We start from the raw sequence: 24925 nt of genomic DNA on the forward strand, positions 1-24925 counted from the left end.
AATTCTTATTTAGTGTGAGCAATGTCAATGTGGAAATGGTTACACCAGTGGGCAAAGCCTGAGCGGCTTTACCAGCTATGCGGTCGCTTGATTCCCTGGTTCGCAATCCTGGGCGTCGGCGCGCTGCTGCTCGGCTGGATTTGGGGATTCGGCTTTGCGCCGGCGGATTATCAGCAGGGCAACAGCTTCCGCATCATGTACATTCACGTGCCGGCGGCGATGTGGTCGATGGGCGTCTATGCCTCGATGGCCATCGCCGCCTTCATCGGCCTGGTGTGGCAGATGAAAATGGCCGATCTGGCGGCTGCGGCGATGGCGCCAGTTGGGGCAGTATTTACCTTTATCGCACTGGTGACCGGCTCGGCGTGGGGCAAGCCGATGTGGGGCACCTGGTGGATTTGGGACGCGCGTCTGACTTCTGAACTGGTGCTGCTGTTCCTCTATATGGGCGTGATTGCGCTCTATCACTCTTTCGACGATCGCCGCACCGCCGGACGCGCGGCCGGCATCCTGATTCTGGTCGGCGTAGTTAACCTGCCGATTATTCACTTCTCCGTGCAGTGGTGGAACACGCTGCATCAGGGCTCGTCGGGCGTTCTGCAACAGGCGATCGATCCCAGCATGCGCACGCCGCTACGCTGGTCGATTCTCGGCTATCTGCTGGTGTTTGGTGCGCTCACCCTGATGCGTCTGCGCAACCTGATTCTGTTTACCGAGCGTCACCGCCCGTGGGCGATTGACGTGGCGCAGGGAGGACGCAAAGCATGACGCCTGCCTTCTCATCGTGGAGCGAGTTTTTCGCCATGGGCGGTTATGCCTTTTACGTCTGGCTGGCCGTGTGTTTTACGCTGATTCCGCTGATCGGTCTGTTGCTGCACACCGTGTTGTTCCGTCGCCGCCTGCTGGCAGAGATTCGCCAGCGTCAGTCCCGCGAGCGCCGCATCCGCGCGGCAAAAGCTAAACAAGCTGCCAGTGAAGCAGCAGGAGAGTCCGTGTGAATATCCGTCGTCGTAACCGCCTGTATGTGGTGGTGGCGGTGCTGGTGGGCTTAGGCCTTGCCACGTCGCTGGTGATGTACGCGCTGCGTTCCAACATCGACCTGTTCTACACCCCGAGTGAAATTCTGTACGGCAAAGGTGAGGATCACCAGAAGCCAGAGGCCGGTCAGCGCCTGCGCGTCGGCGGCATGGTGATGCCCGGTAGCGTCAAACGCGATCCGAAAACGCTGGCGGTGTCGTTCAAACTGTATGATGCCAACGGCGTGGTCAGCGTCAGCTACGAAGGCATTCTGCCGGATCTGTTCCGTGAAGGGCAGGGCGTGGTGGCGCAGGGCGTGCTGGAGGACGGGAATCTGGTCAACGCCAAAGAGGTGCTGGCGAAGCACGATGAGAAGTACACGCCGCCGGAAATTCAGGACGCAATGAAGAAGAATCATAACGGACCGGCAGCGGCCTATCAGCAGGCGGGTACGCAATCATGATGCCGGAAATTGGTAGCTTTCTGCTGTGTCTGGCGCTGGGCTTAGCGCTGTTATTGAGTATTTATCCGCTGTGGGGCGCAGCGCGTCAGGATGGCCGACTGATGGCGCTGGCGCGTCCGCTCACCTGGGGCATGTTCCTGTGCATCGCCGCCGCGTTGCTCGTGCTGGTGCACGCGTTTGTGGTCAACGATTTTACCGTCGGCTACGTTGCCACCAACTCCAATTCGCTGCTGCCGGTGTATTACCGCATCGCCGCCACCTGGGGTGCGCATGAAGGATCGCTGCTGCTATGGGTACTGCTGCTCAGCACCTGGACATTAGCGGTGGCGATTTTCAGCCGCGGCATGCCGCAGGATGCGCTGGCGCGCGTGCTGGCGGTGATGGGGATGATCAACCTCGGCTTCCTGTTGTTCATCATCCTCACCTCGAATCCTTTTACCCGCACGCTGCCGAACTTTCCGATTGATGGGCGCGACCTCAACCCGATGCTGCAGGATATCGGGCTGATCTTCCATCCGCCGCTGCTCTATATGGGCTATGTTGGCTTCTCGGTGGCGTTTGCCTTTGCCATCGCGTCGCTGATGGCGGGCCGGCTGGATACCGCCTGGGCGCGCTGGTCACGTCCGTGGACCACCGCGGCATGGGTATTTCTGACTATTGGTATCGTGCTCGGTTCCGCGTGGGCGTATTACGAACTCGGCTGGGGCGGCTGGTGGTTCTGGGATCCGGTCGAAAACGCGTCCTTTATGCCGTGGCTGGCCGGTACTGCGCTGATGCACTCATTGGCGGTGACAGAAAAACGCGGCAGCTTTAAGTCATGGACGGTGCTGCTGGCGATTACCGCGTTCTCATTAAGCCTGCTGGGCACCTTCCTGGTGCGTTCCGGCGTGCTGGTATCGGTGCACTCGTTCGCCTCGGATCCGGCGCGCGGGATGTTTATCCTCGCCTTCCTGGTGATTGTCATCGGCAGTTCGCTGCTGCTGTACGCTCTGAAAGGGGGCCAGGTGCGCAGCCGCGTGCAGAGCGAAGCATGGTCGCGCGAATCCTTCCTGCTCGGCAACAACGTGCTGCTGATTGCCGCAATGCTGGTGGTACTGCTCGGTACGCTGCTGCCGCTGGTGCATAAACAGCTCGGGCTGGGCAGCATTTCGGTTGGCGAGCCGTTCTTCAATACCATGTTCACCTGGCTGATGGCACCGTTCGCGCTGATGCTCGGCATCGGGCCGCTGGTGCGCTGGCGCCGCGATGAGCCGCAAAAGCTGTGGAAGCGGCTCGGCGTGGGTCTGCTGGTGACGCTGATCCTGTCGATCGTGCTGCCGTGGCTGTTGCAGGATCGCATTGAAGCGATGACGGTGATTGGCCTGCTGATGGCCATCTGGGTGATCCTGCTGACGCTGATGGAGCTGCACGAACGCGCTACCCATCGGCATCGTTTTCTGGCGGGATTGCGCCATCTGTCGCGCAGCCACTGGGGCATGGTGCTGGGCCATCTTGGCGTGGCGGTGACGGTGGTGGGCATTGCCTTCAGCACCCAATACAGCGTTGAGCGTGACGTGCGCATGAAGGCCGGCGACAGCGTGGATATCCACAACTATCACTTTATTTTCCGCGACGTGCACAATCTGCAGGGCCCTAACTATAGCGGTAGCGTGGCGATTATCGATGTCACACGCAACGGTAAGCCAGAAGCGGTGCTGCATGCAGAGAAGCGCTTCTATACCGCAGCGCGCACCATGATGACGGAAGCGGCGATCAGCGGCGGCTTCACGCGCGATCTCTACGCGGCGCTGGGCGAAGAGCTGGATGACGGTTCCTGGGCGGTGCGTATTTATTACAAACCCTTTGTGCGCTGGATCTGGTTCGGCGGCGTGTTTATGGCGGTGGGCGGCCTGCTGTGCCTGCTCGATCCGCGCTATCGCTCGCGCAAAAAAGCGCAGCGCGAGGAACTGGCATGAATAAAAAGATCCTGTTTATTCCTTTAGTCCTGTTTCTGCTGCTGGCGGCAGCGCTGCTGTGGCAGCTGACGCGCAACGCCAGCGGTGACGATCCTACGCGACTCGAATCGGCGCTGATCGGTAAACCGGTGCCGGTGTTTAAACTCGAAGCGCTGGATCAGCCGGGTAAAATCTATAACCAGCAGGTGCTGACCGATGGCAAACCGCTGCTGCTGAACGTCTGGGCCACCTGGTGCCCGACCTGCCGCGCCGAGCATCAATATCTCAACACGCTGGCGGAGCAGGGCATTCGCGTGGTTGGCCTCAACTACAAAGACGACCGCAGCAAAGCCGTCACCTGGCTTAACACGCTCGGCAATCCGTATGCGCTGAGCCTGTATGACGGCGACGGCATGCTCGGTCTGGATCTCGGCGTCTACGGCGCGCCGGAGACTTTCCTGATTGATGGCCACGGCATTATCCGTTACCGCCACGCCGGCGACATGAACGACCGGGTATGGAATGAAGAGGTGAAGCCGCTGTGGCAGAAATACAGCAAGGAGGCAGGCGTATGAAACAGCTGCTTATGTTGCTCACGGGTCTGCTGCTGAGCACCAGCCTGTGGGCCGCGATCGATACTTATCAGTTCGATTCGGTCCAGCAGGAGGAGCAGTATCGCGAGCTCACCGCATCGCTGCGCTGCCCGAAGTGCCAGAACAACAGTATTGCCGACTCCAACGCGATGATTGCCGCCGACATGCGGCTGAAAGTGTATGAGCTGATGAAGCAGGGCCAGAGCCGCCAGCAGATCATTGATTACATGGTGGCGCGTTACGGCAACTTCGTCACTTATGAACCGCCGGTGACGCCGTCGACGCTGATTCTTTGGGTCGGACCGGCGCTGTTTGTGGTGCTCGGCGGGCTGATTATTATTCTGCGCAGCCGACGCGGCAACGCGCGCAGCGAGCTGGATGACGATGAACAACAGCGCCTTGCGGCGATTCTGAAGCGTGACGGGAAGCCGTAATGACTGGATTCTGGATTACCCTGATTATTTTACTGGCGGCGGCGACGGCGCTGTTTGTCGGTGCCGGCTGGCGGCAGCGTCAGGCCAGCAGCGGCGATCGCGATCGTCTCAATACCGATTTTTATCAGCAGCGTCTGCGCGAGCTGGAGCATGATGAAGCCGAGGGCGTGGTCAGTGAACGTCCGGAGATGGTGCGCGAACTGCAGCAAACGCTGCTGACCGACGTGCCCGGCGACGCGGCGGCCCGCGCGCATCACAGCAGCCGCTGGGTGCTGCTGCCGGGCGTGATCGTCCTGGTGCTGGTGTCGGTGGGCGTTTATCTGAAAACCGGTGGCCTCGCCCAGCTGGCGGGCTGGCAGAGCGTGCAGCAGGAGTACCCGGCGCTGCGCGCGCGGGTGATGGATCCCAATGCGCAGCCGCTGACCATGGAAGAGCTGGCGCGTCTGCAGCTCGGCCTGCGCACCTCGCTACAAAACGATCCGCAAAACCTCAATGACTGGGCGATGCTGGGCCGCCTCGGCATGGTGCTGAACAATGCCACCGATGCCAGCCAGGCCTTTGAGCACGCTTTGCAGCTGGCGCCGGACAACCTTGAACTGCAGCAGGATTATGCCGAAGTGCTGACGCGCTCCAGCGATCCGCAGGATAACCGCCAGGCCAATATGCTGCTGAAAGACCTGCTGAAGCGCGACCACAGCAACGTGCGCACCCTCAGTCTGCTGGCGTTCAATGCCTTTGAGCAGCAGCAGTATGGCGAAGCGATTGGCGCTTGGCAGGTGATGCTGAAGCTGCTGCCGGCCGGCGATCGACGCATTACCATGATAGAGCGCAGCATTGAACAAGCGAAAACCGACGCGGGACAGCAAAATAGCCAGTTGGCATTGACGGTGAGCTTAACGCCAGAGGCAGAAAAAATGTTACCGCCGGGCGGAGTGTTGTATATTTCTGTGTCTGACGGTGTTTCACCGGTGCCTGTGGCTGTAAAGCGTTTACCGCTCAGCCACTTCCCGCTATCGCTTACGCTGGATGACAGCAACGCCATGATGCCGGATCGCCTGCTTTCGGCGCAGCATCAGGTGCAGGTCAGGGTGCGCATTTCGCGCGATGGTAGTGCTAATCCGCAGTCCGGCGACTGGTTTGGTTTAAGCGCGGTCACCCCCTGGGATGGTCACCAGCCGATGGCTGTTGAGGTCAATCAGCAGCAGCCCTGAAGCGATACACCTTTTATCTGCACAGGGAGAGAAGAATGAATAATCGCCTGACCGGCCTGGCGCTGGCCAGTTTACTGCTGGTGGGATGTGCCAGTTCCAAACCGGCCGACGAGACGACGCCTGCGCAGCGCAGCGATCCGCTCGAAGGGTTCAACCGCACGATGTTTAACTTCAACTACAACGTGCTGGATCCCTATGTAGTGCGCCCGGTGGCGGTTGCCTGGCGTGATTACGTGCCGGTGCCGGCCCGTACCGGGCTGAGCAACTTCCTCGGTAACCTTGATGAACCGGCCAGCATGGTGAACTCGATTCTGGTCGGCGAGCCGCGTCAGGCGGGCATTCACTTTACCCGTTTCTTCCTGAATACCGTGCTCGGCCTCGGCGGTTTCATCGACGTCGCCGGCAAAGCTAATCCCCAGCTGGCGCGTGAAGTGCCGCACCACTTTGGCAGCACGCTGGGCCGTTATGGCGTTGGCTACGGTCCGTACGTGGTACTGCCAGGTTACGGCAGCTTTACCGTGCGTCAGGATGGCGGCGACTACGTCGATACGCTTTATCCGGTGCTGAGCTGGCTTACCTGGCCGATGTCGATCGGTAAATGGACGCTGGAAGGGGTGGAAACGCGCGCGCAGCTGCTTGATTCCGACGGCCTGCTCAGACAGCAGCAGGATCCGTACGCCTTTATCCGCAACGCCTATTTCCAGCGTAACGATTTCCTCGCCAGCGGCGGCAAGCTGAAGCCGGAGGAGAACCCGAACGCCAGCGCGATTCAGGACGATTTAAAAGATATCGACTCTCAATAAATGACAACGGCGACCAACAGGTCGCCGTTTTGTTTTCAGCTGGCGACCCGCATGGGCCGCTGCACTGATTATCAGAACTTGTAGTTAAAGTTAGCGCCGTACAGCCAGGCCTTACCTTCGGAATTAAAGGTATAAGGACCTTCTTTCACCGTCACGTGCTGACCGTGCATATAGGAAACCCCGACATCAACCGACGCATCCGGCGTGAAGGCGTAAGACGCACCGGCGCTCAGCCACAGGCGATCCTGATCCGGAATCGAGATAGAGCGTTTATCCGCCGGCACCGGGCTGTCATCAAACGCGATACCGGTACGGAACGTCCAGTTATCGTCGTAGTTATAAGTGGTACCTAACGCGATGCGATATGCATCACGGTAGCCTTCATCTTTATAGAACAGCGTCTGGCCGTTGCTGCCGGTGGCTTTCAGCTCCTGGAACTGGCTCCAGCTGGTATAAGCGAGGCTGTAGTGAACCGCCCACTGTGGCGCCACTTTATGCCAGCCGGACACTTCCCACATTTCCGGCAGGTTCAGCGTCAGCGAACCCGGAATGGTGGCACCGCTGGTGCCATACGGCAGACCCAGCGCAATCGCCTGCGGTGTGCCGTTGAAGGCGCGCGGGATATTGCTCTTGTAATCGCCGTCGAAGTCGATCTTCACTTTAGAACGATAGGTGAAGCCGAAGCGGTTGTTTTTATCCACTTCATACAGGATACCGGCGTTCCAGCCGTAGCCCCATTCGTCACCTTTCAGGTGCGCGACCTGGGTATCGGCCGGCAGACCGGCGCGGGCACCGGCTTCACCGGCGTAGCGCTCAATTTTCGCTTTGGCGTACACCGCGTCAAAGCCAACGCCGAAGCTGAAGTTATCATTTAACCGATAAGCGGTGCTGAGGTTGAAGTTGCCGGTCATCAGATCGGTTTTGCCACCAAAGCCGCCCGCGGTGTAGCCGTTATTAAATTCGGTGGCCAGACCGTAGTTCGAGGTGGCCGAGGCGCCAATCCACCACTGATCGTTAATCGGATGCACATAATGGATGTTCGGGATCCACTGGTTTGGCGCAATATTGCTGGCGTTGAGGCTGTTGCCGGTCGGGCTGTTACCGCTGATATCCACTTTCGGGTCGATATAGACGGCACCGATGGAGAAAGAAGGGCGGTCCATCAGGGCCATGGTGGCTGGGTTACGGCTGGCAGAGGCGGCGGTATCACCCATGGCGCCTTCACCGGAATAGGCGCGGCCCAGGCCGATTGCTGAGAATTCGTTAAGTTGAAAGCCTGCGGCGTAGACGTGAGAAGAGACGAGCGCCACTGCAGCTGCCACAGCTGACTTTGCAAACAGGTTCTTATGGTTCATGACCACAACCTCATCTAAATTATTATTAAACGTAGTTACGTCGCGTAACAAAGGACGGCGGATTGTAGGGACTGACGATACAGACACATATCAGACCAGTGCGACGAGTATAGGTCCGACCTGTGTATTTGTTGCAATATTGTTTTTAAAATATTTCTGCTTTGATCGATAAAATCAGATCTGCTTAACAAAATCCTTGCGGTTCTGCTCCAGCATAGCGAGTCAAATTTGTTTTGGATCAAATTTTAGTGTGATATTCGTCACTTAGCGGGCGGAAGATAGCCGCGACGTGGCATCCGGCGTACACTTTGCAGCAGAAAATGATCCGATAGTGTTGATTTATCGTCAGGAGAAAAACATGACTGATGCCATTAGAAACTGTAGTGCGAACGAAACGGCAGCCTGCTGCTGCGTTGACGTGGGCACCGTGATGGACAATACCGATTGCAGCGCCAGCTGGTCAGGCGTGTTCGCTGACCGTCAGGCGGCTGAAGCAATGCTGGCCGAACTGAGCGCCAAAGCGCGTCAGGTCGAGTCCGATCCGTGTGAGATTCATTCGCGCTTTACCGACGAAGCAGACGGCGTGCGCCTGGACGTCGATTTCACCTTTGCCTGCCAGGCCGAAACGCTAATTTTCCAGCTCGGCTTACGCTAATCCCGCCGCTGCCGACCCGCTTTTTCGGCAGCGTTGCCTCTTTTTCGTGTTACTCCTCGCACTTTTTTTCTTCTGTTATTGGCGACTTAGCAACACCTGGTTAACACTGATGATCAGGTCAGACCTGTTGGGCAATGATGCTCAGGTCGTAAATTACAGGTGAGTGCAATGAGCAAAGCGCAGCCGCTGCTGACGCGTCAGGGCGAACGTATCGCCATTACCCACGGATTACGCACCCCGTTTGCCCGCCAGGCAAGCGACTTTCATGGCATTCCGGCGCTGGAGCTGGGGCGCATGGTGGTCAGCGAATTAATGGCGCGCAGCGAATTGCCGGTGGAGGTGATCGATCAGCTGGTGTTCGGCCAGGTGGTGCAGATGCCGGAAGCCCCCAATATCGCGCGTGAAATCGTGCTGAGCAGCGGACTGAGCGTGCACACCGATGCCTACAGCGTGAGCCGCGCCTGCGCCACCAGCTTTCAGGCGGTGGCCAACGTGGCGGAAAGCCTGATGGCCGGGACCATTGATGCAGGTATTGCCGGTGGCGCTGACTCCTCCTCGGTGCTGCCGATTGGCGTCAGCAAAACGCTGGCGCGCGCGCTGGTTGACCTCAACAAAGCCCGCACCCTGAGCAAAAAATTACACATCTTACGCCGCCTGCGCCCACGCGATCTGTTGCCGGTGCCGCCGGCCGTGGCGGAATACTCCACCGGTTTACGCATGGGCGACACCGCCGAGCAGATGGCCAAAACGCACGGTATTACGCGTGAGCAGCAGGACGCACTGGCGCTGCGCTCGCACCAGCGTGCGGCACAGGCCTGGCAATCCGGCGTGCTGGCGCAGGAAGTGATGCCGGCGTTTGTGCCGCCGTGGAAAGCACCGATTGAGCAGGACAACAACATTCGCTTTAACGCCAGTGCGGCGGATTATGCAAAGCTGCGTCCGGCGTTTGACCGTCGCCACGGCTCGGTCACCGCGGCCAACAGCACGCCGCTGACCGATGGCGCGGCGGCGCTGATTCTGATGCGTGAAGGGCGCGCGCGTGAGCTGGGCATTACACCGCTCGGTTACCTGCGCAGCTATGCGTTTGCCGCGATTGATGTCTGGCAGGACATGTTGCTCGGACCGGCTTACGCATCACCGCTGGCGCTGGATCGCGCCGGCATTACCCTCGGCGATCTGACGCTGATCGACATGCATGAAGCCTTTGCCGCGCAGACGCTGGCCAACCTCAGGCTGTTTAACGATGAACGCTTTGCGCGCGAGGTGCTGAAGCGCGATCGCGCGCTGGGCGAAGTCGACGAGACGCGTTTCAACGTGCTGGGCGGTTCCATCGCCTACGGTCATCCGTTCGCCGCCACCGGCGCGCGCATGATCACGCAAACGCTGCATGAGCTGCGGCGGCGCGGCGGCGGCTTAGGGCTGGTGACCGCCTGTGCCGCTGGCGGATTAGGCAGCGCGATGGTTCTGGAGGCCGAATAATGAGCGAATCTGCATTCCATTTACAGATGCGTCCGGATCACGTTGCGGTGATCACCATTGATGTGCCGGGCGAAAAGATGAACACCCTGAAAGCGGAGTTTGTGCCGCAAATCCGCGCGGTGCTGGCGGAGGCGCGCAGCGATGCGCAGCTGGCGGGCATCGTGCTGATTTCAGGCAAACGCGACAACTTCGTCGCCGGTGCGGACATCAGCATGATCGCCAGTTGTGAAACGGCGCAGCAGGCTGAAGCGCTGGCGCGGCAGGGACAGGAAGTGATGGCGGAGATCGCCGCGCTGCCGTTCCCGGTGGTCGCCGCCATTCACGGAGCCTGTCTTGGCGGCGGGCTGGAGCTGGCGCTGGCCTGCGATGCGCGCATCTGCTCGCTGGATGAGAAAACCCGTCTCGGCCTGCCGGAGGTGCAGCTCGGCCTGCTGCCCGGTTCCGGCGGCACCCAGCGGTTGCCGCGTCTGATAGGTGTGCAGCAGGCGCTGCCGCTGATCCTCAGCGGCAAACAGTTGCGCGCTAAGCAGGCGCTAAAGCTTGGCCTGGTGGATGATGCCGTACCGCAGGCGATTCTGCTGGCAACCGCCGTGGCACGTGTACATAAAGGAAAGCACGCCGCACGCAGCCTGTCGCGCCGCGATCGCCTGCTGCAGGGGCCGCTGGCGCGTCCGCTGCTGTTTACGCTGGCCAAACGCCAGACCGATGGTAAAACCCACGGTAACTATCCGGCCACCGACCGCATTTTGCAGGTGGTGCGCATCGGGCTGGAGCAGGGCAGCGCCGCCGGTCACGCCGCGGAAGCGCGTGCGTTTGGCGAGCTGGCGATGACCGCGCAGTCGGCCGCACTGCGCAGCCTGTTTTTTGCTTCCACCGCCCTGAAGAAAGAGCCGATGGCGGATGCGCCGCCGCGCCCGCTGCAGCAGATTGGCGTGCTGGGCGGCGGGCTGATGGGCGGCGGGATTGCCAGCGTCACCGCGCTGAAAGCCGGTCTGCCGGTGCGAATCCGCGATATCAACCTTAACGGCGTTAACCACGCGCTGCAGTACAGCTGGGATTTGCTGAGCAAAAAGGTAAAACGTCGCCAGCTCAAGCCGGCGGAACGCCAGCAGCAGATGGCGCGCATCAGCGGCGGCACCGATTATCAGGGCTTCCGCCAGCGCGATCTGGTGATCGAAGCGGTGTTTGAGGATCTGGCGCTGAAGCAGCAAATGGTGGCCGAGATTGAAGAACACTGTCAGCCGCACACTATCTTTGCGTCTAACACCTCCTCGCTGCCGATTGCGCAGATCGCCGCCGGCGCGCAGCGCCCGGAGAATGTTATCGGCCTGCACTTCTTCAGTCCGGTAGACAAGATGCCGCTGGTCGAGGTGATTCCGCATAGCGGCACTTCAGCACAGACGCTGGCCACCACGGTGGATCTGGCGCGTCGTCAGGGCAAAACCGCCGTGGTGGTGGCTGACCGTCCCGGCTTTTATGTTAACCGCATTCTCGCGCCCTATATAAATGAAGCCATGCGCTGTCTGCTGGAGGGCGAGCCCATTGAACACATTGATAGCGCACTGGTGAAATTTGGTTTCCCGGTCGGCCCGCTGCAGCTGCTGGATGAAGTCGGTATTGATGTCGGCAGCAAAATCAGCCCGATTCTCGAACAGGCCTACGGTTCACGCTTCAGCGCGCCGCAGGCGGTGAGCGCTATCCTGGCCGACGATCGCAAAGGGCGCAAAAACCAGAAAGGTTTTTATGATTATCAGCGCACGCGCTGGCCGCGCAAACGTCAGGCCGATGCCAGTCTGTACCGCCTGCTGCAGTTAAAACCCCAGGCGAAACAGAGCGAGCAGCAGATCGCCACGCGCTGTGTGATGCTGATGCTTAACGAGGCGGTACGTTGTCTCGACGAAGCGGTGATCCGCAGCGCCCGCGACGGCGACATCGCGGCAGTGTTTGGCATCGGGTTTCCGCCGTTTCTCGGCGGGCCGTTCCGCTATATTGACCAGCGTGGTGCGGGCGAGATCGTCAATACATTACGTACATTAATGCAGCAATACGGCGAGCGTTTTACGCCCTGTGACGCGTTAGTGGCAATGTCAGAAGGGAAAACGAATTTTTACACTTCTGCACATTCATGAATAGCCGCACGGATTCAGCGGGTTAGAATCGGGGCCGCGCAGTGCCTGGCGCGGCACCATTCTGAGATGTGCTTATTTAATAAACAACCGGTTGACTATACTCAAGCCATTGGGGTAAAACACAGCGTTCATTCGCAGAATGAAGCGTCTGGTGCTGTGGTACCCGGCGATATCGACAAACAACAGCGGTGCTTTATGCAAGTTTTTATCATGCGTCACGGCGACGCAGCTCTGGAAGCAGCGAGTGATGCGGTTCGTCCTCTCACCCTGTGTGGCTGCGACGAATCACGTCAGATGGCGAGCTGGCTGAATGGTCAGACGCCGGGAATCGATAAGGTGCTGGTCAGCCCTTATCTGCGCGCCGGGCAAACGCTCGCCACGGTACGTGAAGCGCTGAAACTGCCGGAAGGGCAGGAAGTGCTGCCAGAACTGACGCCAGGCGGCGATCCGGGCATGGTCGCCTGTCATTTACAGGCGCTGGCGGTGCAGGGTGCGCACGCAGTGCTGGTGATTTCGCATCTGCCGCTGGTGGGTTATCTGGTATCTGAACTCTGCCCGCAGGAAGCGCCACCGATGTTCGCCACCTCCGCCATTGCCTGCGTGGAGTTCGATGCCGACGCCTGCGAAGGCAAGCTGGCGTGGCAGGTGAGTCCGGCCAAATTAGCCAAAGCCATGTAATTCCCCTTCATACTTCAGGCTGCAGCTGCGTTGGCTGCGTCAATTCACCCCAGTCACTTACTGATGTAAGCTTCTGGGGATTCCCCGTCATACTTCAGGCCGCAGCGGCGTTGGCTGCGTCAATTCACCCCAGTCACTTACTGATGTAAGCTCCCGGGGATTCCCCGTCATACTTCAGGCCGCAGCGGCGTTGGCTGCGTCAATTCACCCCAGTCACTTACTAATGTAAGCTCCCGGGGATTCATTTCCTTGCCGCCTTGCTGCAACCTGAATTATTTTGGGGAATAATAGAGATCACTTTATTTCCCACTCGCTGCCCCTTTGCCGGTCAGGGTAATTCCGGCGGCTGCCACTCTTCGACTTCAATCAATACCAGCAGCGCGGCGTCGCCGCCAAACAGTTTGGGTGCCTGGTGAAACGCCATCACGTGCGGATGCTGTGCCAGCCAGAGCGGGGTTTGCTGCTTGAGAATGTGCTTGCCGTGGCCGGTCATCACGCTGGCACAAAAAATATGCTCGCGGCGGCAGGCGGCAATCAGCGCGCCGAGTTCCTGTTTCGCCTGAAGCTGGGTTAACCCGTGCAGATCGAGAAAAATCTCTGGCGTGTAATCGCCACGCCGTAATTTTTTCAGCTCGTAATGGCTGACGTCGGCGCGTACATAGCGCGTCGGCCCGTCGCTGGAGAGCAGGGGCTGAAACTCGTCGGAGAAATAATGGCTGTTATCGGCCTGCTCAGACAGCAGCCGCTTCAGCGGCACTTCACGGCTTTTCACTGCCGGTTTGTGCACAATCGTATCCTGTTTCAGCTGGCGCGTACCGCTCATTAGCTGGCGGAACAGCGCCTGGTCGTCCTGGCTTAGCGGCGTCTTTTTACTCATGTCTTAGTGAATCATCAGAAATGGCGGGTGTCTGGCCGTTACCTTACCGCTAAGCGTCAACAAATGTCAGCTTTTTCACCTCGCTGCGCTGAATTCTGCCCGGCTTCATGGCACACTATCGGCCGATTGATTTTATGGCCTGCGGAGGGCTACGTGGACAAGATTTTCGTCGATGAGGCAGTGAACGAACTGCACACCATTCAGGATATGCTGCGCTGGGCAGTAAGCCGCTTTTCGGCGGCGGGCATCTGGTACGGCCACGGCACGGACAATCCCTGGGACGAAGCGGTCCAACTGGTGCTGCCGACGCTCTGGCTGCCGCTGGATATTCCGGAAGACATGCGCCACGCGCGCCTGACCGCCAGCGAACGTCACCGCATCGTGGAACGAGTAATCCGTCGCGTTAACGAGCGCATTCCGGTGGCCTACCTCACCAATAAAGCCTGGTTCTGCGGCCATGAATTCTACGTCGATGAGCGCGTGCTGGTGCCGCGTTCACCGATTGGCGAGCTGATCGAAAACCGCTTTGCCGGCCTGATCTACGAAACGCCACGCCATATTCTCGACATGTGCACCGGCAGCGGCTGCATCGCCATCGCCTGTGCGTACGCCTTCCCGGAAGCGGAAGTGGATGCTGTCGATATCTCCACCGACGCGCTGGCCGTGGCTGAACAGAATATCGAAGAGCACGGTCTGCTGCATCACGTCACGCCGATTCGCGCCGACCTGTTCCGCAATCTGCCGCAGGTTAAATATGACCTGATCGTCACCAATCCACCGTACGTCGATGCCGAAGACATGGACGACCTGCCGAACGAATATCGCCACGAGCCGGAACTCGGCCTGGCCGCGGGCAGCGACGGCCTGAAGCTGGTGCGCCGCATCCTGGCCTGCGCGCCGGACTACCTCAGCGAGCAGGGCGTGCTGATTTGCGAAGTCGGTAACAGCATGGTGCACATGATGGAGCAGTATCCGGATGTGCCCTTTACCTGGCTGGAGTTTGATAACGGCGGTGACGGCGTGTTCATGCTGACGCGCGATCAAATCGTCGCGGCGCAGTCGCACTTCTCATTCTATAAAGACTAAAAATCGGGGCGAGCGCTCGCCCGCAACATCGCAACAAGGAACCCCCATGGCCGGAAACAGCATCGGACAACTTTTTCGCGTTACCACCTTTGGCGAGTCGCACGGTATTGCGCTTGGCTGCATTGTTGATGGCGTGCCGCCCGGCATCCCGCTGACCGAAGCCGATATTCAGCACGATCTCGATCGTCGTCGTCCCGGCACTTCGCGCTATACCACCCAGCGCCGCGAGCCGGATCAGGTGAAGATTTTGTCCGGCGTGTTTGAAGGCGTCACCACCGGCACCTCCATCGGTCTGCTGATTGAAAACACCGACCAGCGTTCGCAGGATTACAGCGCGATTAAAGATCTGTTCCGTCCCGGCCATGCGGATTACACCTACGAACAGAAATATGGCCTGCGCGACTATCGCGGCGGCGGCCGCTCCTCGGCCCGCGAAACCGCCATGCGCGTGGCGGCCGGTGCCATTGCTAAAAAGTATCTGCAGATGAAGCACGGCATCGTGGTGCGCGGCTATCTGGCGCAGATTGGCGACATTGCCTGCGAACTGAAAGACTGGAGTATCGTGGAAGATAACCCGTTTTTCTGCCCCGATGCCGACCAACTCGATGCGCTGGACGAACTGATGCGCGCGCTGAAAAAAGAGGGCGACTCCATCGGTGCCAAAGTCACGGTGATGGCCGAAAACGTGCCGCCGGGCCTCGGTGAGCCGGTGTTCGATCGCCTTGACGCCGACCTGGCCCACGCGCTGATGAGCATCAACGCGGTGAAAGGCGTGGAGATCGGTGATGGTTTCGCGGTAATCAACCAGCGCGGCAGTCAGCACCGTGATGAAATCCGCAGCAATGGTTTTCAAAGCAACCATGCCGGCGGCATTCTCGGCGGGATCAGCAGCGGCCAGACCATCAGCGCCAACCTAGCGATGAAGCCCACTTCCAGCATCACCGTGCCGGGCAACACCATCACCCGCGACGGCGCGGAAGTGGAGATGATTACCAAAGGCCGTCACGATCCCTGTGTTGGCATCCGCGCGGTGCCGATCGCGGAAGCGATGATGGCGATTGTGCTGATGGATCACCTGCTGCGCCAGCGTGGGCAGAACGCTGACGTCAACAGCAGCGTCCCGCGCTGGTAAGCCGCATGATACGTCGCCTGCTTCTCTCCCTTGCCGCGCTGCTGTGCAGTGCGGCCAGCCTGGCTGCCACGCCGTGGCAGCAAATCCATCAACCGATTGCCGGCAGCCCGCAGTCCATCGGCAGCTTTGCCAACGGCTGTATCGTCGGGGCGCAGCAGCTGCCGCTCAACTCGCCTAACTATCAGGTGATGCGTCAGGATCAGCGCCGCTATTACGGCCACCCGGACCTGATCGCCTTTATCCAGCGCCTCAGCACCCAGGCGCACCAGCTGCAGCTGGGCCAGGTGCTGATTGGTGATATGGGCATGGCCGCCGGCGGACGTTTTAGCAGCGGTCACGCCAGCCATCAGACCGGTCTCGACGTGGATATCTGGCTGCAGCTGCCGCAGAGCCGCTGGACGGCACAGCAGCTGCTGAAGCCGCAGCCGCTCGATCTGGTTGGGCCGGACGACCGCCAGGTCATCGCGCGTCACTGGCAGCCGCAGATCGACAGCCTGATCAAGCTGGCGGCGAAAGATGACGACGTCACGCGCATCTTCGTCAATCCGGCGATTAAAAAGCAGCTTTGTGCCGATGCCGGTAGCGATCGTGCGTGGCTCCACAAAGTGCGGCCGTGGTTCGCCCACCGGGCACACATGCACGTGCGCCTGCGCTGCCCGCCGGGCAGCCTGGAGTGTGAAGATCAGGCGCCACCGCCGCCGGGCGATGGCTGCGGCGCAGAGCTGGAGAGCTGGTTCCTGCCGAAGAAGCCGGGCACTACGCCGCCGGTGAAGAAGTCGCCGCCGCCGTTGCCGCCTTCCTGCCAGGCGTTACTTGATAAGCATCTACTGTAGGAACCTGAGATGGATCTGTTTGTTGTGAGTCCGATCGTGCTTGGCGTGCTGTTTCTGGTCGCCGTGCTGGCGGCCTTTATTGATTCCATCGCCGGCGGTGGCGGTCTGCTGACCGTGCCGTCGCTGCTGGCGGCCGGTCTCTCGCCGGCGCAGGCGCTGGCGACCAACAAGCTGCAGTCGGTCGGCGGTTCTTTCTCGGCCAGCCTCTATTTTGTGCGGCGCGGCGCGGTGAAACTGCGCGAGCAGCGGCTGAATATCGCCATGACCTTTCTCGGCGCGATTGGCGGAACGCTGCTGATTCAGCATATTCAGGCTGAGATACTGCGCCAGATACTGCCGCTGCTGCTGATCAGCATCGGGCTGTGGTTCCTGCTGATGCCGCGTCTTGGCGAGGCCGATCGCGAGCAGCGCCTGCATGGCCTGGCGTTTGCGCTGGTGGGCGGCGGCTGCGTCGGCTTTTACGATGGCTTCTTCGGCCCGGGTGCCGGCTCGTTCTATGCGCTGGCCTTCGTCACGCTTTGCGGCTTCAATCTGGCCAAAGCCACCGCCCACGCCAAAATCCTAAATTTCACCTCCAACTTCGCCAGTCTGCTGTTCTTTATGTTCGGCGGCAAGGTGGTGTGGGGCACCGGCGTGATTATGCTGCTGGGGGCGTTTATTGGCGCACGCCTCGGCGCCAGGCTGGTGCTGAGCCGCGGTCAGAAGCTGATTCGCCCGATGGTGGTGACGGTGTCTGCCGTGATGAGCGCTAAGCTGTTGTGGGACAGCCACGGCAGTGTCATTCTCGCCTGGTTTGCCGCACTGTAATCTGCACTCGTCAAAACCGGCCGCCAGTGCGACAATGGCGGCGGTTTGTTTAAAGATTAAAATATTATGAGTAAAGAGCACCATTATCAGCAGCTGGTGGAGATTTTTGACGGCTGCTTTGCTGACGATTTTCAGACGCGTCTAATTAAAGGCGATGATGAACCTATTTATCTTCCAGCGGATGACACCTCGCCGTGGCACCGCGTGGTGTTTGCCCATGGCTTTTACGCAAGCGCGCTGCACGAAATTTCGCACTGGTGCATTGCCGGTGAAGCGCGGCGTAAGCTGGTGGATTTTGGTTACTGGTACTGCCCGGACGGGCGCGATGCGCAAACGCAGGGCCAGTTTGAAGCGGTGGAGATTAAGCCGCAGGCGCTGGAGTGGCTGTTCTGTGTGGCAGCCGGCTTTCCCTTCAACGTCAGCTGTGACAATCTCGACGGCGATTGTGAACCGGATCGCATCGCGTTTCAGCGCAAGGTGCATGCGCAGGTAATGCATTATCTGCAGCACGGTATTCCGGCGCGTCCGGCGCGCTTTATTGATGCGTTAGCCAGCTATTATGGTACGCCTGCACTGACGGCGGCACAGTTTCCGTGGCCGGAAGATCTGTGAGCCGCACTCCGATAAATGAAGGATGATGAGAAGATGATCGTAGAATTCGAGTCCCGCATTCTGGCGCTGATTGACGATATGGTCGAACACGCCAGCGACGACGAACTGTTTGCCAGCGGTTATCTGCGTGGCCATCTGACGCTGGCAGTAGCGGAAATTGAGCAGAGCGGCGAACACACGCCGGAAGCGCTGCAGATTCAGGTCACCAACAGCCTGCAAAACGCCATCGCCGCCGGTGAACTGTCGCCGCGCGACCAGGCGCTGGTGGTGGGCATGTGGGATAACCTGTTTACCCAGGCGCGCCTCACTGCCTGACTGGCCGGGGCGATCGCTCGCCCCGCGCTTTAGCGTCCTGCCTTTTTCCCTTTCAGCAATTTGCGCACCCAGTAACGGTTGGGATGCAGCGCCGCCAGCGTGCTGCTGTCCAGCGGCTGCGGCTCACCGCTCATTTGTGCCGCCAGCACTTCTGCCGCCAGCGGTGCGCTGCACAGTCCGCGCGACCCTAGTGCGCCAAGCACGAACAGGCCGGGATGCACCGGCGCTTCCGCAATCTGCTCGCCGCGCGCGCGCTGCGCCGGTAAATCCGCATACTCACTGAGCGTCGCCGCGTAATCCGGCACGCTGCCGCTCATCGGCAGATGATCGCGCGTGGCGCAGCGCACGCCGCTGCGCGCTTCATCAGCGCTGACGTCAACCTGTGTCGGCCAGCTGACCTGCGGCAGACAGTTAATCAGCCGCTGACGATTCTCCTGCTGATCGTCGGCGCGGAAAGCGGTTGTCGTTTCACCGCGATGGTAGCTGGCACCGATGCAGTGCGTGGCAAAGTTCGGGCTGACCGGGGTGAGATAGCCGTCGTAACACAGCACGGTGCGCAGCGGGTTCAGCGCCGCGTTGGTCGGCACATGGCTGACCTGACCGGCCACCGCATACACCGGCAAATCGCGGCTTTGCCCGATCGCCTGCAGCGCATGGCCGTTGGCCAGCACTACCTGCTGATGGCTTACCGCAGGCTGTTGGGCGAACTGCAGCGTCCAGCCTGCCTGCTGGCGGACCAGTTGCGTCACGCGATGCAGCCAGTGCATGCGCAGCCCCTGAGTCTGGGCATACTCCAGCAGATTGCTGGTGAGCTGTGACGGCGACAGCCAGCCGCCTTGCGGATAAAAAATGCCGCCGCAGTCGAGATCGACGCCGGCCAGCTGCTGCGCCTGCTGCGGGCTGACGCCGTGCGCCAGCGCGTGCGGCAGATCCATGCTCAGCATCTGCGCGATCTTCTCCGCGCTTTTGGCATCCCAGCCGAGCTGCAGCACGCCGCTCCACTGATGTTCGAACATCACCGGCAGCGCATCATACAGGCGACGGGCAAAGCTGAACGCCGCCGGGAAAAAAGTGGCGAGCGCCGGATCGTGCTGGTTAAGCAACGGATAGAGCGCGCCCTGACGGTTACCCGATGCGCCGAGCGCCGGGGCGGCATCGGCGCAGTACAGCGTAACCTGCCAGCCACGGCGCAGCAGCGCCAGTGCCAGCACCGCGCTGGCCACGCCGCCGCCAATCAGCGCCACCTCGTGGCTGTCGGCCTGCGGACGCGCATACCACGGCTGAGCCGGCAGCGGCCCGGGCGCGCTGTCCAGCACGCCGGTCAGCATTTCACGCTTGTGGCCGAAGCCTTTGCGCTTCGCCACGCTGAATCCGGCCTGCTGTAAGCCCCGCCGCACAAAGCCCGCCGAGGTAAAGGTGGCGAAGGTGCCGCCGGGACGCGCCAGCCGCGCCATGGCGGCGAACAGGGAAGGCGTCCACATCTCCGGGTTTTTCGCCGGCGCAAAGCCATCTAAAAACCACGCGTCAACCTGACCGTTGAGGCTGTCATCAAAAGTATCAATCAGCGCGTTAATATCACCCAGCCACAGATCCAGCGTCACCTCGCCGCCATTGAACAGCAGGCGCTGACAGCCGGGCAGGGCCAGCGGCCACTGCTGCTGTAACTGTCCGGCCCACGGGGCCAGTTCCGGCCAGTGCGCGTGCGCGCTCACCAGATCGGCGTGGGTCAGCGGGTATTTTTCGCAGCTGATAAAGTGCAGGCGGCGCAACCCGGCTTGCGGATGGGCGGCGCGGAAGCGATCGAATGCCTGCCACAGGGTAAGAAAGTTGAGTCCGGTGCCAAAACCGCTCTCGGCAACGATGAACAGATCGCGCGGATGTGTGGCAAATCGCTGCGGAAGATGGTTACCGTCGAGGAACACATAGCGCGTCTCCTCCAGTCCGTTGTCGTTGGAGAAATAGACGTCGTCGAACGCTCGGGAAACAGGTGTACCCTGATCGTTCCAGTTTAATTGCGCGTGTTCAACCGGGGATAACTTCACGGGAAAGGCTCATTTTTCAGGCAGTGGCGCGATTTTAGCGAGTGGCGTCACATGACGCAAATTTACAAAAGGAAATGGCTGATCGGACTTGTTCGGCGTACAACTGTAAGCTAGAGTGCACGTCAATCCAAAAGAAGTGGAATGAGGACTATTGAATGAAACGTGCAGTGATTACTGGCCTGGGTATCGTTTCCAGTATTGGTAATAACCAGCAGGAAGTGCTGGCTTCCCTGCGTGAAGGCCGTTCCGGAATCACTTTCTCCGAAGAGATGAAAGATGCCGGCATGCGCAGCCATGTATGGGGTAACGTCAAACTGGACACTAACGGGCTCATCGATCGCAAAATCGTGCGTTTCATGAGTGATGCCTCAATCTATGCCTATCTGTCGATGGCAGAAGCAATCAAAGATTCCGGCCTGACGGATGAGCAGTACCAGAACAATCCGCGTGTCGGTCTGATTGCCGGTTCCGGTGGCGGTTCCCCGCGTTATCAGGTGTTCGGTGCCGACGCAATGCGTGGCCCGCGCGGCCTGAAAGGCGTTGGCCCGTACGTGGTGACCAAAGCGATGGCGTCCGGCGTCTCTGCCTGCCTGGCCACGCCGTTCAAAATCCACGGCGTTAACTACTCCATCAGCTCGGCGTGCGCGACGTCAGCACACTGCATCGGTAACGCGGTGGAGCAGATTCAGCTGGGCAAACAGGATGTGGTATTTGCTGGCGGCGGCGAAGAGCTGAGCTGGGAAATGGCCTGTGAGTTCGACGCCATGGGCGCGCTCTCGACTAAATACAACGAAACCCCGGAAAAAGCGTCGCGTACTTACGATGCCAGCCGTGACGGTTTCGTGATCGCCGGCGGCGGCGGTATGGTGGTAGTGGAAGAGCTGGAGCATGCGCTGGCGCGTGGTGCCCACATCTACGCTGAGATCGTCGGCTACGGCGCAACCTCTGACGGCGCTGACATGGTGGCACCGTCAGGCGAAGGCGCGGTGCGTTGCATGAAGATGGCGATGCAGGGTCTGGATACGCCAATCGACTACCTCAACACTCACGGCACGTCAACGCCAGTCGGCGACGTGAAAGAGCTGGGCGCGATTCGCGAAGTGTTTGGCGACAACACGCCATACATCTCTGCGACCAAAGCCATGACCGGTCACTCGCTGGGTGCGGCAGGCGTGCAGGAAGCGATTTACACCCTGCTGATGCTGGAGCACAGCTTCATCGCGCCAAGCATTAACGTGGAACAGCTGGATGACGCAGCGAAAGGCATGAACATTGTGACGCAGCCAACCGAAAAAGCGCTGACCACGGTGATGTCCAACAGCTTCGGCTTCGGTGGCACCAACGCCACGCTGACCCTGCGTAAATACCAGGCGTAACGCTTGCGCTAATGCTCAAAGGCCGGTTAATCCGGCCTTTGTTGTTTTTGTCGCTGACGGATTCAGGTTGCCAGCAGCCTTACCAGCTTCGCGCAGGCGCGGTCAATTTCGCCGGGTGTCAACGCCGCAAAGCCGAGTATCCAGCCCTGCTGTCGCGATGCGCCGGCGTAAAGGGGTGACAGCGGCGGCAGCAGCAGACCGTCGGCCTGCGCCTGCTGCGTGAGCCGCGCCTCATCTCCCTGTAATAACTCAACCGTCAATTGCAACCCGCCTGTCGCCGGCAGCGGCCGCAGCCACGGCTGCAGATGCTGTTCCAGCTGCATCAGCAGCCGATCGCGCCGGCTATGATAGAGTTGACGCATCAGCCGCAGATGGCTGGCGAAATAGCCTTGCTGGATAAATTCGGCGGTGATCGCCTGCGGCAGCAGGGCGCTGTGGCCGTCCAGTACGCTGCGCGCGCGACCCAGCGCCGTCACCAACGCTGCGGGCACCACCATCCACGCCAGCCGCAGCGACGGAAACAGGGTTTTGGAAAAGGTCCCCAGGCTGATAACCCGGCTATCGGCTTCCATGCCCTGCAGCGCCGGCGCCGGGCGACCGTCATAGTGAAATTCACTGTCGTAGTCATCCTCGATCAGCCAGCTATCGTGCTGACGTGCCCACGCCAGCCACTGCAGCCGCCGCGCGAGGCTCATCGGTGTGCCGGTCGGATACTGGTGGCCGGGCGTCAGATACACCAGTTGCGCCCGGCCGCTGAGTGGTAGCGCGCCCTGATCGTCCAGCGGCATGGCGCGGCAGCGGGCACCGGCGGCGAGAAAGGCGTTCCGCGCGCCACGGTAGCCCGGCTCCTCCAGCCACACTTCATCCTCTGCATCCAGAAACATCAGCGCCAGCAGCTGCAGCGCCTGCTGTGAACTGGTGAGCATGATGACCTGCTCAGCCGTACAGCGCACGCCGCGCGACAGCGCCAGATAATCCGCCACCGCCTGGCGCAGCGGCGCATAACCGAGCGGATCGCCATAGCCCATCACCTGACTGCCCAGCGCGCGCTGTACGCTGTGGCTCAGCCGCTGCCACTGGCGGTGCGGAAACGCGCGCAGTTCCGGTGATCCGGCGGCAAAGGCAAGGGGAAAAGGGGGATCCTGGCAGCCACCGGTCGCCAGCACCTGCGTGCCGCGCTGCGAAAAGCGCGGTGCGCGCTGCGCTGTCGCCTTTTCCGCCGGTGGCGGCAGGGCGATAGCGACGAAGGTGCCGCGTCCGCTGTGCCGCTGCACGTAGCCTTCGCTCTCCAGCTGGCTGTAAGCGGCTTCAACCGTCACGCGTGACAGCGCCAGATCGGCAGCCAGCTGGCGGCTCGAAGGCAGCTTCTGCCCGAAGCGCAAATGGCCGCTGACAATGGCCTGGCGCAGCGTGGCGCACAGCCGCTGACGTAAACCGCCCTGCGTCTGATGGCGAAACAGTGGCAAAAAGGCGTGCTGCATAATGGTCTTATCGCTACAGTCAAAGTGGTATCAGGATGCAGACCACTTTGCCGTACACTGCAGGGACATCACAACAGGAGAATGCCATGTCAGCCGTTTTGTTTTATCCGCCCGCCAGCCCGCAGCACAGCGTGGCTTATTTGCAGCACAAACTCAGCTATTACACCGATGCCTGGGATCTGGCGGCGGATTTGGCGCAGGGCGTCACGCAGATTGTGGTGATTGATGCCCGCAGCCGCGACGCATATCAGGCCGGACATATCTGCGGCGCGCTGTCGTTGCCGCATCGCGAGATGGATGCGGCCAGCACCGCTCGGCTCGATCGTCACCGCGTCTATGTGACTTACTGCGACGGCATTGGCTGCAACGGTTCGACCAAAGCGGCGCTAAAGCTGGCTGAGCTGGGGTTTCAGGTTAAAGAGCTGATTGGCGGGCTGGATTTCTGGAAGCGCGACGGCCACCCGATGGCGTGGGGCGCGGCGGCAGGCGAGTGGCCCGCCGCGACATCCGCGGCGGAGTGCGGCTGCTGAGCGCGATGGCTTAACTACAGCAGCAGCCAGAGCAAAAAGAAGAACAGCGCCAGGCCGAGCACCAGCGTCAGCGCCGGGCGCTGCGCCAGTGGACGCGGCAGAATTTCGACAAACGGTGCCCAGATTGGCTGCGGACGCAGCTCGCTGTCGGCCAGCGGCGTTTCGCTGTTGCGCTCGGCGCGGCGGCTGAACAGCAGCATCAGCAGATCCTGACTCTGCGCCGGTGTCAGCAACGTCTGCGGCGTGGCCTGGAAGCGCTGCAGGCTGTAATCCTCCAGCATACGCTGCTCGTCGTGGCTCAGCGGCTGTTTGAGCGAGCTTTCCAGCAGCTGCAGCGTCGGCGCACTGTGCTGGCTCAGCGTCTGGCGCACCTGTAAAAACTGCGTCAGCAGCGGGAAGTGGCGCGACGGAACCGGGTCGCCGCTCTTCAGATTGACCAGTTTCAGCGTGTCGGCCAGCACTTTTACCGGCGATTCCCCGGTCGCGGCGGCAAGGCGCGTGACCTGCTGGTTAAGCGCCTGCTGTTCGGCCGGTAACAGGGTGCGATCGGTGGTGCGCGTCTGCTGCGGCTGCGGGATGGCCATCTGGCCGTTCTGCAGCATGGTCAGCACCTGACGCAGCTGATCCTGGCTCAGCGCGCTTAACACCGTCTGGTTAAATTGCTGGCGGATAAAGTCGCTCACCGCCTGGCGATTGTTGCCCTGCGGCAGCTTTTCCAGCAGCTGCTGCAACAGCTGACGCGTGGCGTGGCTGTTCTGCACCTGCGTCAGACGGCTGTTAAGATGCTGCTCCGCCGCCGGAAAGTGGCGCGACTGCAGTTCGGCATCATTTTTCACGCCCACTTCGTGGCGTATGCCAGCCCACAGTTCGGGCGCTTTCAGCGTGCTGAGTGACATGATACGGACGATCAGGCGTTCCAGCGTGGTGCGCTGGGCCGGGGAGAGCGGCTGGTCGCCCAGTGCCGCGCCGGGGCGGCCGGTGCCGTTAGCCGGGTTAACAGAGGAACGATCGCCCGCGGGCACACCGGGACCGCTGAGAGGTTGCATGGCGGAATCCTTGAAAACGAGTCAGATCCGGGTGCGC

The 24925-nt window shown here is 60.6% G+C and carries 25 protein-coding genes; 20 read left to right on the forward strand and 5 right to left on the reverse strand.

Translation table 11 applies throughout. The features are described 5' to 3' along the window. Nucleotides 1-27 precede the first annotated feature (27 nt). The 8 genes from AC6I8F_RS06275 to mlaA are packed head-to-tail and all read left to right on the forward strand — an operon-like array spanning nucleotide 28 to nucleotide 6455. Nucleotides 28-768 (forward strand): heme ABC transporter permease, encoded by a 741-nt coding sequence (locus tag AC6I8F_RS06275; RefSeq protein WP_498028636.1) that lies wholly within the window; start codon nucleotides 28-30, stop codon nucleotides 766-768. Then, nucleotides 765-998: a heme exporter protein CcmD gene (gene ccmD / locus AC6I8F_RS06280; protein WP_058769876.1), complete on the forward strand. Its 234-nt coding sequence runs from the start codon at nucleotides 765-767 to the stop codon at nucleotides 996-998. The genes AC6I8F_RS06275 and ccmD overlap by 4 nt, the downstream gene beginning before the upstream one ends. Next, nucleotides 995-1480 (forward strand): cytochrome c maturation protein CcmE, encoded by a 486-nt coding sequence (ccmE, locus tag AC6I8F_RS06285; RefSeq protein WP_021509145.1) that lies wholly within the window; start codon nucleotides 995-997, stop codon nucleotides 1478-1480. Before ccmD ends, ccmE begins: the two co-directional genes overlap by 4 nt. Next, nucleotides 1477-3435 (forward strand): heme lyase CcmF/NrfE family subunit, encoded by a 1959-nt coding sequence (locus tag AC6I8F_RS06290; RefSeq protein WP_498028637.1) that lies wholly within the window; start codon nucleotides 1477-1479, stop codon nucleotides 3433-3435. The genes ccmE and AC6I8F_RS06290 overlap by 4 nt, the downstream gene beginning before the upstream one ends. Then, nucleotides 3432-3989 (forward strand): DsbE family thiol:disulfide interchange protein, encoded by a 558-nt coding sequence (locus tag AC6I8F_RS06295; RefSeq protein WP_010617464.1) that lies wholly within the window; start codon nucleotides 3432-3434, stop codon nucleotides 3987-3989. Before AC6I8F_RS06290 ends, AC6I8F_RS06295 begins: the two co-directional genes overlap by 4 nt. After that, a complete protein-coding gene (locus AC6I8F_RS06300) occupies nucleotides 3986-4441 on the forward strand; it encodes a cytochrome c-type biogenesis protein (protein ID WP_394521553.1) in 456 nt (151 codons plus the stop codon). Before AC6I8F_RS06295 ends, AC6I8F_RS06300 begins: the two co-directional genes overlap by 4 nt. Continuing rightward, a complete protein-coding gene (gene ccmI, locus AC6I8F_RS06305) occupies nucleotides 4441-5652 on the forward strand; it encodes a c-type cytochrome biogenesis protein CcmI (RefSeq protein WP_058769878.1) in 1212 nt (403 codons plus the stop codon). Before AC6I8F_RS06300 ends, ccmI begins: the two co-directional genes overlap by 1 nt. Before the next feature lie 35 nt (nucleotides 5653-5687). Next, the gene (gene mlaA / locus AC6I8F_RS06310; RefSeq protein WP_021509150.1) at nucleotides 5688-6455 is read left to right on the forward strand and encodes a phospholipid-binding lipoprotein MlaA; all 768 of its coding nucleotides are present in this window, start codon (nucleotides 5688-5690) and stop codon (nucleotides 6453-6455) included. A gap of 71 nt (nucleotides 6456-6526) precedes the next feature. Here the strand turns inward: mlaA and fadL are convergent, their stop codons facing one another. Further along, nucleotides 6527-7810: a long-chain fatty acid transporter FadL gene (fadL, locus tag AC6I8F_RS06315; protein WP_498028638.1), complete on the reverse strand. Its 1284-nt coding sequence runs from the start codon at nucleotides 7808-7810 to the stop codon at nucleotides 6527-6529. A 358-nt stretch (nucleotides 7811-8168) separates the two neighbouring features. Between fadL and AC6I8F_RS06320 the strand changes: the two genes are divergently transcribed. The 4 genes from AC6I8F_RS06320 to sixA all read left to right on the forward strand — a co-directional run bounded on the left by AC6I8F_RS06320 (nucleotide 8169) and on the right by sixA (nucleotide 12751). Further along, entirely contained in the window at nucleotides 8169-8465 is a 297-nt protein-coding gene (locus AC6I8F_RS06320) for a YfcZ/YiiS family protein (protein ID WP_021509152.1), read from the forward strand. Nucleotides 8466-8633: 168 nt separating this feature from the next. Next, nucleotides 8634-9944: an acetyl-CoA C-acyltransferase FadI gene (fadI, locus tag AC6I8F_RS06325; protein WP_021509153.1), complete on the forward strand. Its 1311-nt coding sequence runs from the start codon at nucleotides 8634-8636 to the stop codon at nucleotides 9942-9944. After that, on the forward strand, nucleotides 9944-12073 hold the full coding sequence (gene fadJ, locus AC6I8F_RS06330; RefSeq protein ID WP_262264402.1) for a fatty acid oxidation complex subunit alpha FadJ: 2130 nt from the start codon (nucleotides 9944-9946) through the stop codon (nucleotides 12071-12073). The genes fadI and fadJ overlap by 1 nt, the downstream gene beginning before the upstream one ends. Before the next feature lie 195 nt (nucleotides 12074-12268). Continuing rightward, complete coding sequence (gene sixA, locus AC6I8F_RS06335; RefSeq protein WP_021509155.1) at nucleotides 12269-12751, forward strand: phosphohistidine phosphatase SixA; 483 nt, start codon at nucleotides 12269-12271, stop codon at nucleotides 12749-12751. 328 nt (nucleotides 12752-13079) lie between these two features. Here sixA and smrB read toward each other — a convergent pair whose 3' ends face one another. Beyond that, a complete protein-coding gene (gene smrB, locus AC6I8F_RS06340; RefSeq protein ID WP_021509156.1) occupies nucleotides 13080-13628 on the reverse strand; it encodes an endonuclease SmrB in 549 nt (182 codons plus the stop codon). A gap of 153 nt (nucleotides 13629-13781) precedes the next feature. Here smrB and prmB point away from each other — a divergent pair, with 153 nt between their 5' ends. The 6 genes from prmB to AC6I8F_RS06370 all read left to right on the forward strand — a co-directional run bounded on the left by prmB (nucleotide 13782) and on the right by AC6I8F_RS06370 (nucleotide 18413). Further along, nucleotides 13782-14714 (forward strand): 50S ribosomal protein L3 N(5)-glutamine methyltransferase, encoded by a 933-nt coding sequence (gene prmB / locus AC6I8F_RS06345; RefSeq protein WP_498028639.1) that lies wholly within the window; start codon nucleotides 13782-13784, stop codon nucleotides 14712-14714. A gap of 46 nt (nucleotides 14715-14760) precedes the next feature. Next, nucleotides 14761-15846 carry a chorismate synthase gene (gene aroC, locus AC6I8F_RS06350; protein ID WP_058758410.1) on the forward strand — a complete coding sequence of 362 codons (1086 nt, stop codon included), beginning with the start codon at nucleotides 14761-14763 and terminating at the stop codon, nucleotides 15844-15846. A 5-nt stretch (nucleotides 15847-15851) separates the two neighbouring features. After that, nucleotides 15852-16679: a penicillin-insensitive murein endopeptidase gene (gene mepA / locus AC6I8F_RS06355; RefSeq protein WP_428833746.1), complete on the forward strand. Its 828-nt coding sequence runs from the start codon at nucleotides 15852-15854 to the stop codon at nucleotides 16677-16679. Nucleotides 16680-16688: 9 nt separating this feature from the next. Then, on the forward strand, nucleotides 16689-17486 hold the full coding sequence (locus tag AC6I8F_RS06360) for a sulfite exporter TauE/SafE family protein (RefSeq protein ID WP_021509160.1): 798 nt from the start codon (nucleotides 16689-16691) through the stop codon (nucleotides 17484-17486). 66 nt (nucleotides 17487-17552) lie between these two features. Beyond that, entirely contained in the window at nucleotides 17553-18098 is a 546-nt protein-coding gene (locus tag AC6I8F_RS06365) for an elongation factor P hydroxylase (protein ID WP_021509161.1), read from the forward strand. Between the two features lie 33 nt (nucleotides 18099-18131). After that, on the forward strand, nucleotides 18132-18413 hold the full coding sequence (locus AC6I8F_RS06370; RefSeq protein ID WP_010617478.1) for a YfcL family protein: 282 nt from the start codon (nucleotides 18132-18134) through the stop codon (nucleotides 18411-18413). Between the two features lie 29 nt (nucleotides 18414-18442). On the opposite strand, the gene mnmC is transcribed toward AC6I8F_RS06370, so the two are convergent. Then, nucleotides 18443-20455: a bifunctional tRNA (5-methylaminomethyl-2-thiouridine)(34)-methyltransferase MnmC2/FAD-dependent 5-carboxymethylaminomethyl-2-thiouridine(34) oxidoreductase MnmC1 gene (gene mnmC, locus AC6I8F_RS06375; RefSeq protein ID WP_498028640.1), complete on the reverse strand. Its 2013-nt coding sequence runs from the start codon at nucleotides 20453-20455 to the stop codon at nucleotides 18443-18445. A gap of 155 nt (nucleotides 20456-20610) precedes the next feature. On the opposite strand from mnmC, the gene fabB reads away from it, so the two are divergent. Continuing rightward, the gene (gene fabB / locus AC6I8F_RS06380; protein ID WP_021509164.1) at nucleotides 20611-21831 is read left to right on the forward strand and encodes a beta-ketoacyl-ACP synthase I; all 1221 of its coding nucleotides are present in this window, start codon (nucleotides 20611-20613) and stop codon (nucleotides 21829-21831) included. A gap of 62 nt (nucleotides 21832-21893) precedes the next feature. Here fabB and pdxR read toward each other — a convergent pair whose 3' ends face one another. Then, entirely contained in the window at nucleotides 21894-23312 is a 1419-nt protein-coding gene (gene pdxR, locus AC6I8F_RS06385) for a MocR-like pyridoxine biosynthesis transcription factor PdxR (protein ID WP_132464970.1), read from the reverse strand. 86 nt (nucleotides 23313-23398) lie between these two features. Here pdxR and AC6I8F_RS06390 point away from each other — a divergent pair, with 86 nt between their 5' ends. After that, nucleotides 23399-23842: a rhodanese-like domain-containing protein gene (locus tag AC6I8F_RS06390; RefSeq protein WP_021509166.1), complete on the forward strand. Its 444-nt coding sequence runs from the start codon at nucleotides 23399-23401 to the stop codon at nucleotides 23840-23842. 14 nt (nucleotides 23843-23856) lie between these two features. On the opposite strand, the gene flk is transcribed toward AC6I8F_RS06390, so the two are convergent. After that, complete coding sequence (gene flk, locus AC6I8F_RS06395) at nucleotides 23857-24888, reverse strand: flagella biosynthesis regulator Flk (protein ID WP_021509167.1); 1032 nt, start codon at nucleotides 24886-24888, stop codon at nucleotides 23857-23859. Between the last annotated feature and the right edge of the window lie 37 nt (nucleotides 24889-24925).

Source organism: gamma proteobacterium symbiont of Axiagastus rosmarus (assembly GCF_059730925.1).

Bases quoted from the DNA above. Each gene is read 5' to 3' on its own strand.
- AC6I8F_RS06275 (WP_498028636.1), top strand. From the start codon at position 28: ATGTGGAAATGGTTACACCAGTGGGCAAAGCCTGAGCGGCTTTACCAG.
- ccmD (WP_058769876.1), top strand. From the start codon at position 765: ATGACGCCTGCCTTCTCATCGTGGAGCGAGTTTTTCGCCATGGGCGGT.
- AC6I8F_RS06290 (WP_498028637.1), top strand. From the start codon at position 1,477: ATGATGCCGGAAATTGGTAGCTTTCTGCTGTGTCTGGCGCTGGGCTTA.
- AC6I8F_RS06295 (WP_010617464.1), top strand. From the start codon at position 3,432: ATGAATAAAAAGATCCTGTTTATTCCTTTAGTCCTGTTTCTGCTGCTG.
- AC6I8F_RS06300 (WP_394521553.1), top strand. From the start codon at position 3,986: ATGAAACAGCTGCTTATGTTGCTCACGGGTCTGCTGCTGAGCACCAGC.
- ccmI (WP_058769878.1), top strand. From the start codon at position 4,441: ATGACTGGATTCTGGATTACCCTGATTATTTTACTGGCGGCGGCGACG.
- mlaA (WP_021509150.1), top strand. From the start codon at position 5,688: ATGAATAATCGCCTGACCGGCCTGGCGCTGGCCAGTTTACTGCTGGTG.
- fadL (WP_498028638.1), bottom strand. From the start codon at position 7,810: ATGAACCATAAGAACCTGTTTGCAAAGTCAGCTGTGGCAGCTGCAGTG.
- AC6I8F_RS06320 (WP_021509152.1), top strand. From the start codon at position 8,169: ATGACTGATGCCATTAGAAACTGTAGTGCGAACGAAACGGCAGCCTGC.
- fadI (WP_021509153.1), top strand. From the start codon at position 8,634: ATGAGCAAAGCGCAGCCGCTGCTGACGCGTCAGGGCGAACGTATCGCC.
- fadJ (WP_262264402.1), top strand. From the start codon at position 9,944: ATGAGCGAATCTGCATTCCATTTACAGATGCGTCCGGATCACGTTGCG.
- sixA (WP_021509155.1), top strand. From the start codon at position 12,269: ATGCAAGTTTTTATCATGCGTCACGGCGACGCAGCTCTGGAAGCAGCG.
- smrB (WP_021509156.1), bottom strand. From the start codon at position 13,628: ATGAGTAAAAAGACGCCGCTAAGCCAGGACGACCAGGCGCTGTTCCGC.
- aroC (WP_058758410.1), top strand. From the start codon at position 14,761: ATGGCCGGAAACAGCATCGGACAACTTTTTCGCGTTACCACCTTTGGC.
- mepA (WP_428833746.1), top strand. From the start codon at position 15,852: ATGATACGTCGCCTGCTTCTCTCCCTTGCCGCGCTGCTGTGCAGTGCG.
- AC6I8F_RS06360 (WP_021509160.1), top strand. From the start codon at position 16,689: ATGGATCTGTTTGTTGTGAGTCCGATCGTGCTTGGCGTGCTGTTTCTG.
- AC6I8F_RS06365 (WP_021509161.1), top strand. From the start codon at position 17,553: ATGAGTAAAGAGCACCATTATCAGCAGCTGGTGGAGATTTTTGACGGC.
- AC6I8F_RS06370 (WP_010617478.1), top strand. From the start codon at position 18,132: ATGATCGTAGAATTCGAGTCCCGCATTCTGGCGCTGATTGACGATATG.
- fabB (WP_021509164.1), top strand. From the start codon at position 20,611: ATGAAACGTGCAGTGATTACTGGCCTGGGTATCGTTTCCAGTATTGGT.
- pdxR (WP_132464970.1), bottom strand. From the start codon at position 23,312: ATGCAGCACGCCTTTTTGCCACTGTTTCGCCATCAGACGCAGGGCGGT.
- AC6I8F_RS06390 (WP_021509166.1), top strand. From the start codon at position 23,399: ATGTCAGCCGTTTTGTTTTATCCGCCCGCCAGCCCGCAGCACAGCGTG.
- flk (WP_021509167.1), bottom strand. From the start codon at position 24,888: ATGCAACCTCTCAGCGGTCCCGGTGTGCCCGCGGGCGATCGTTCCTCT.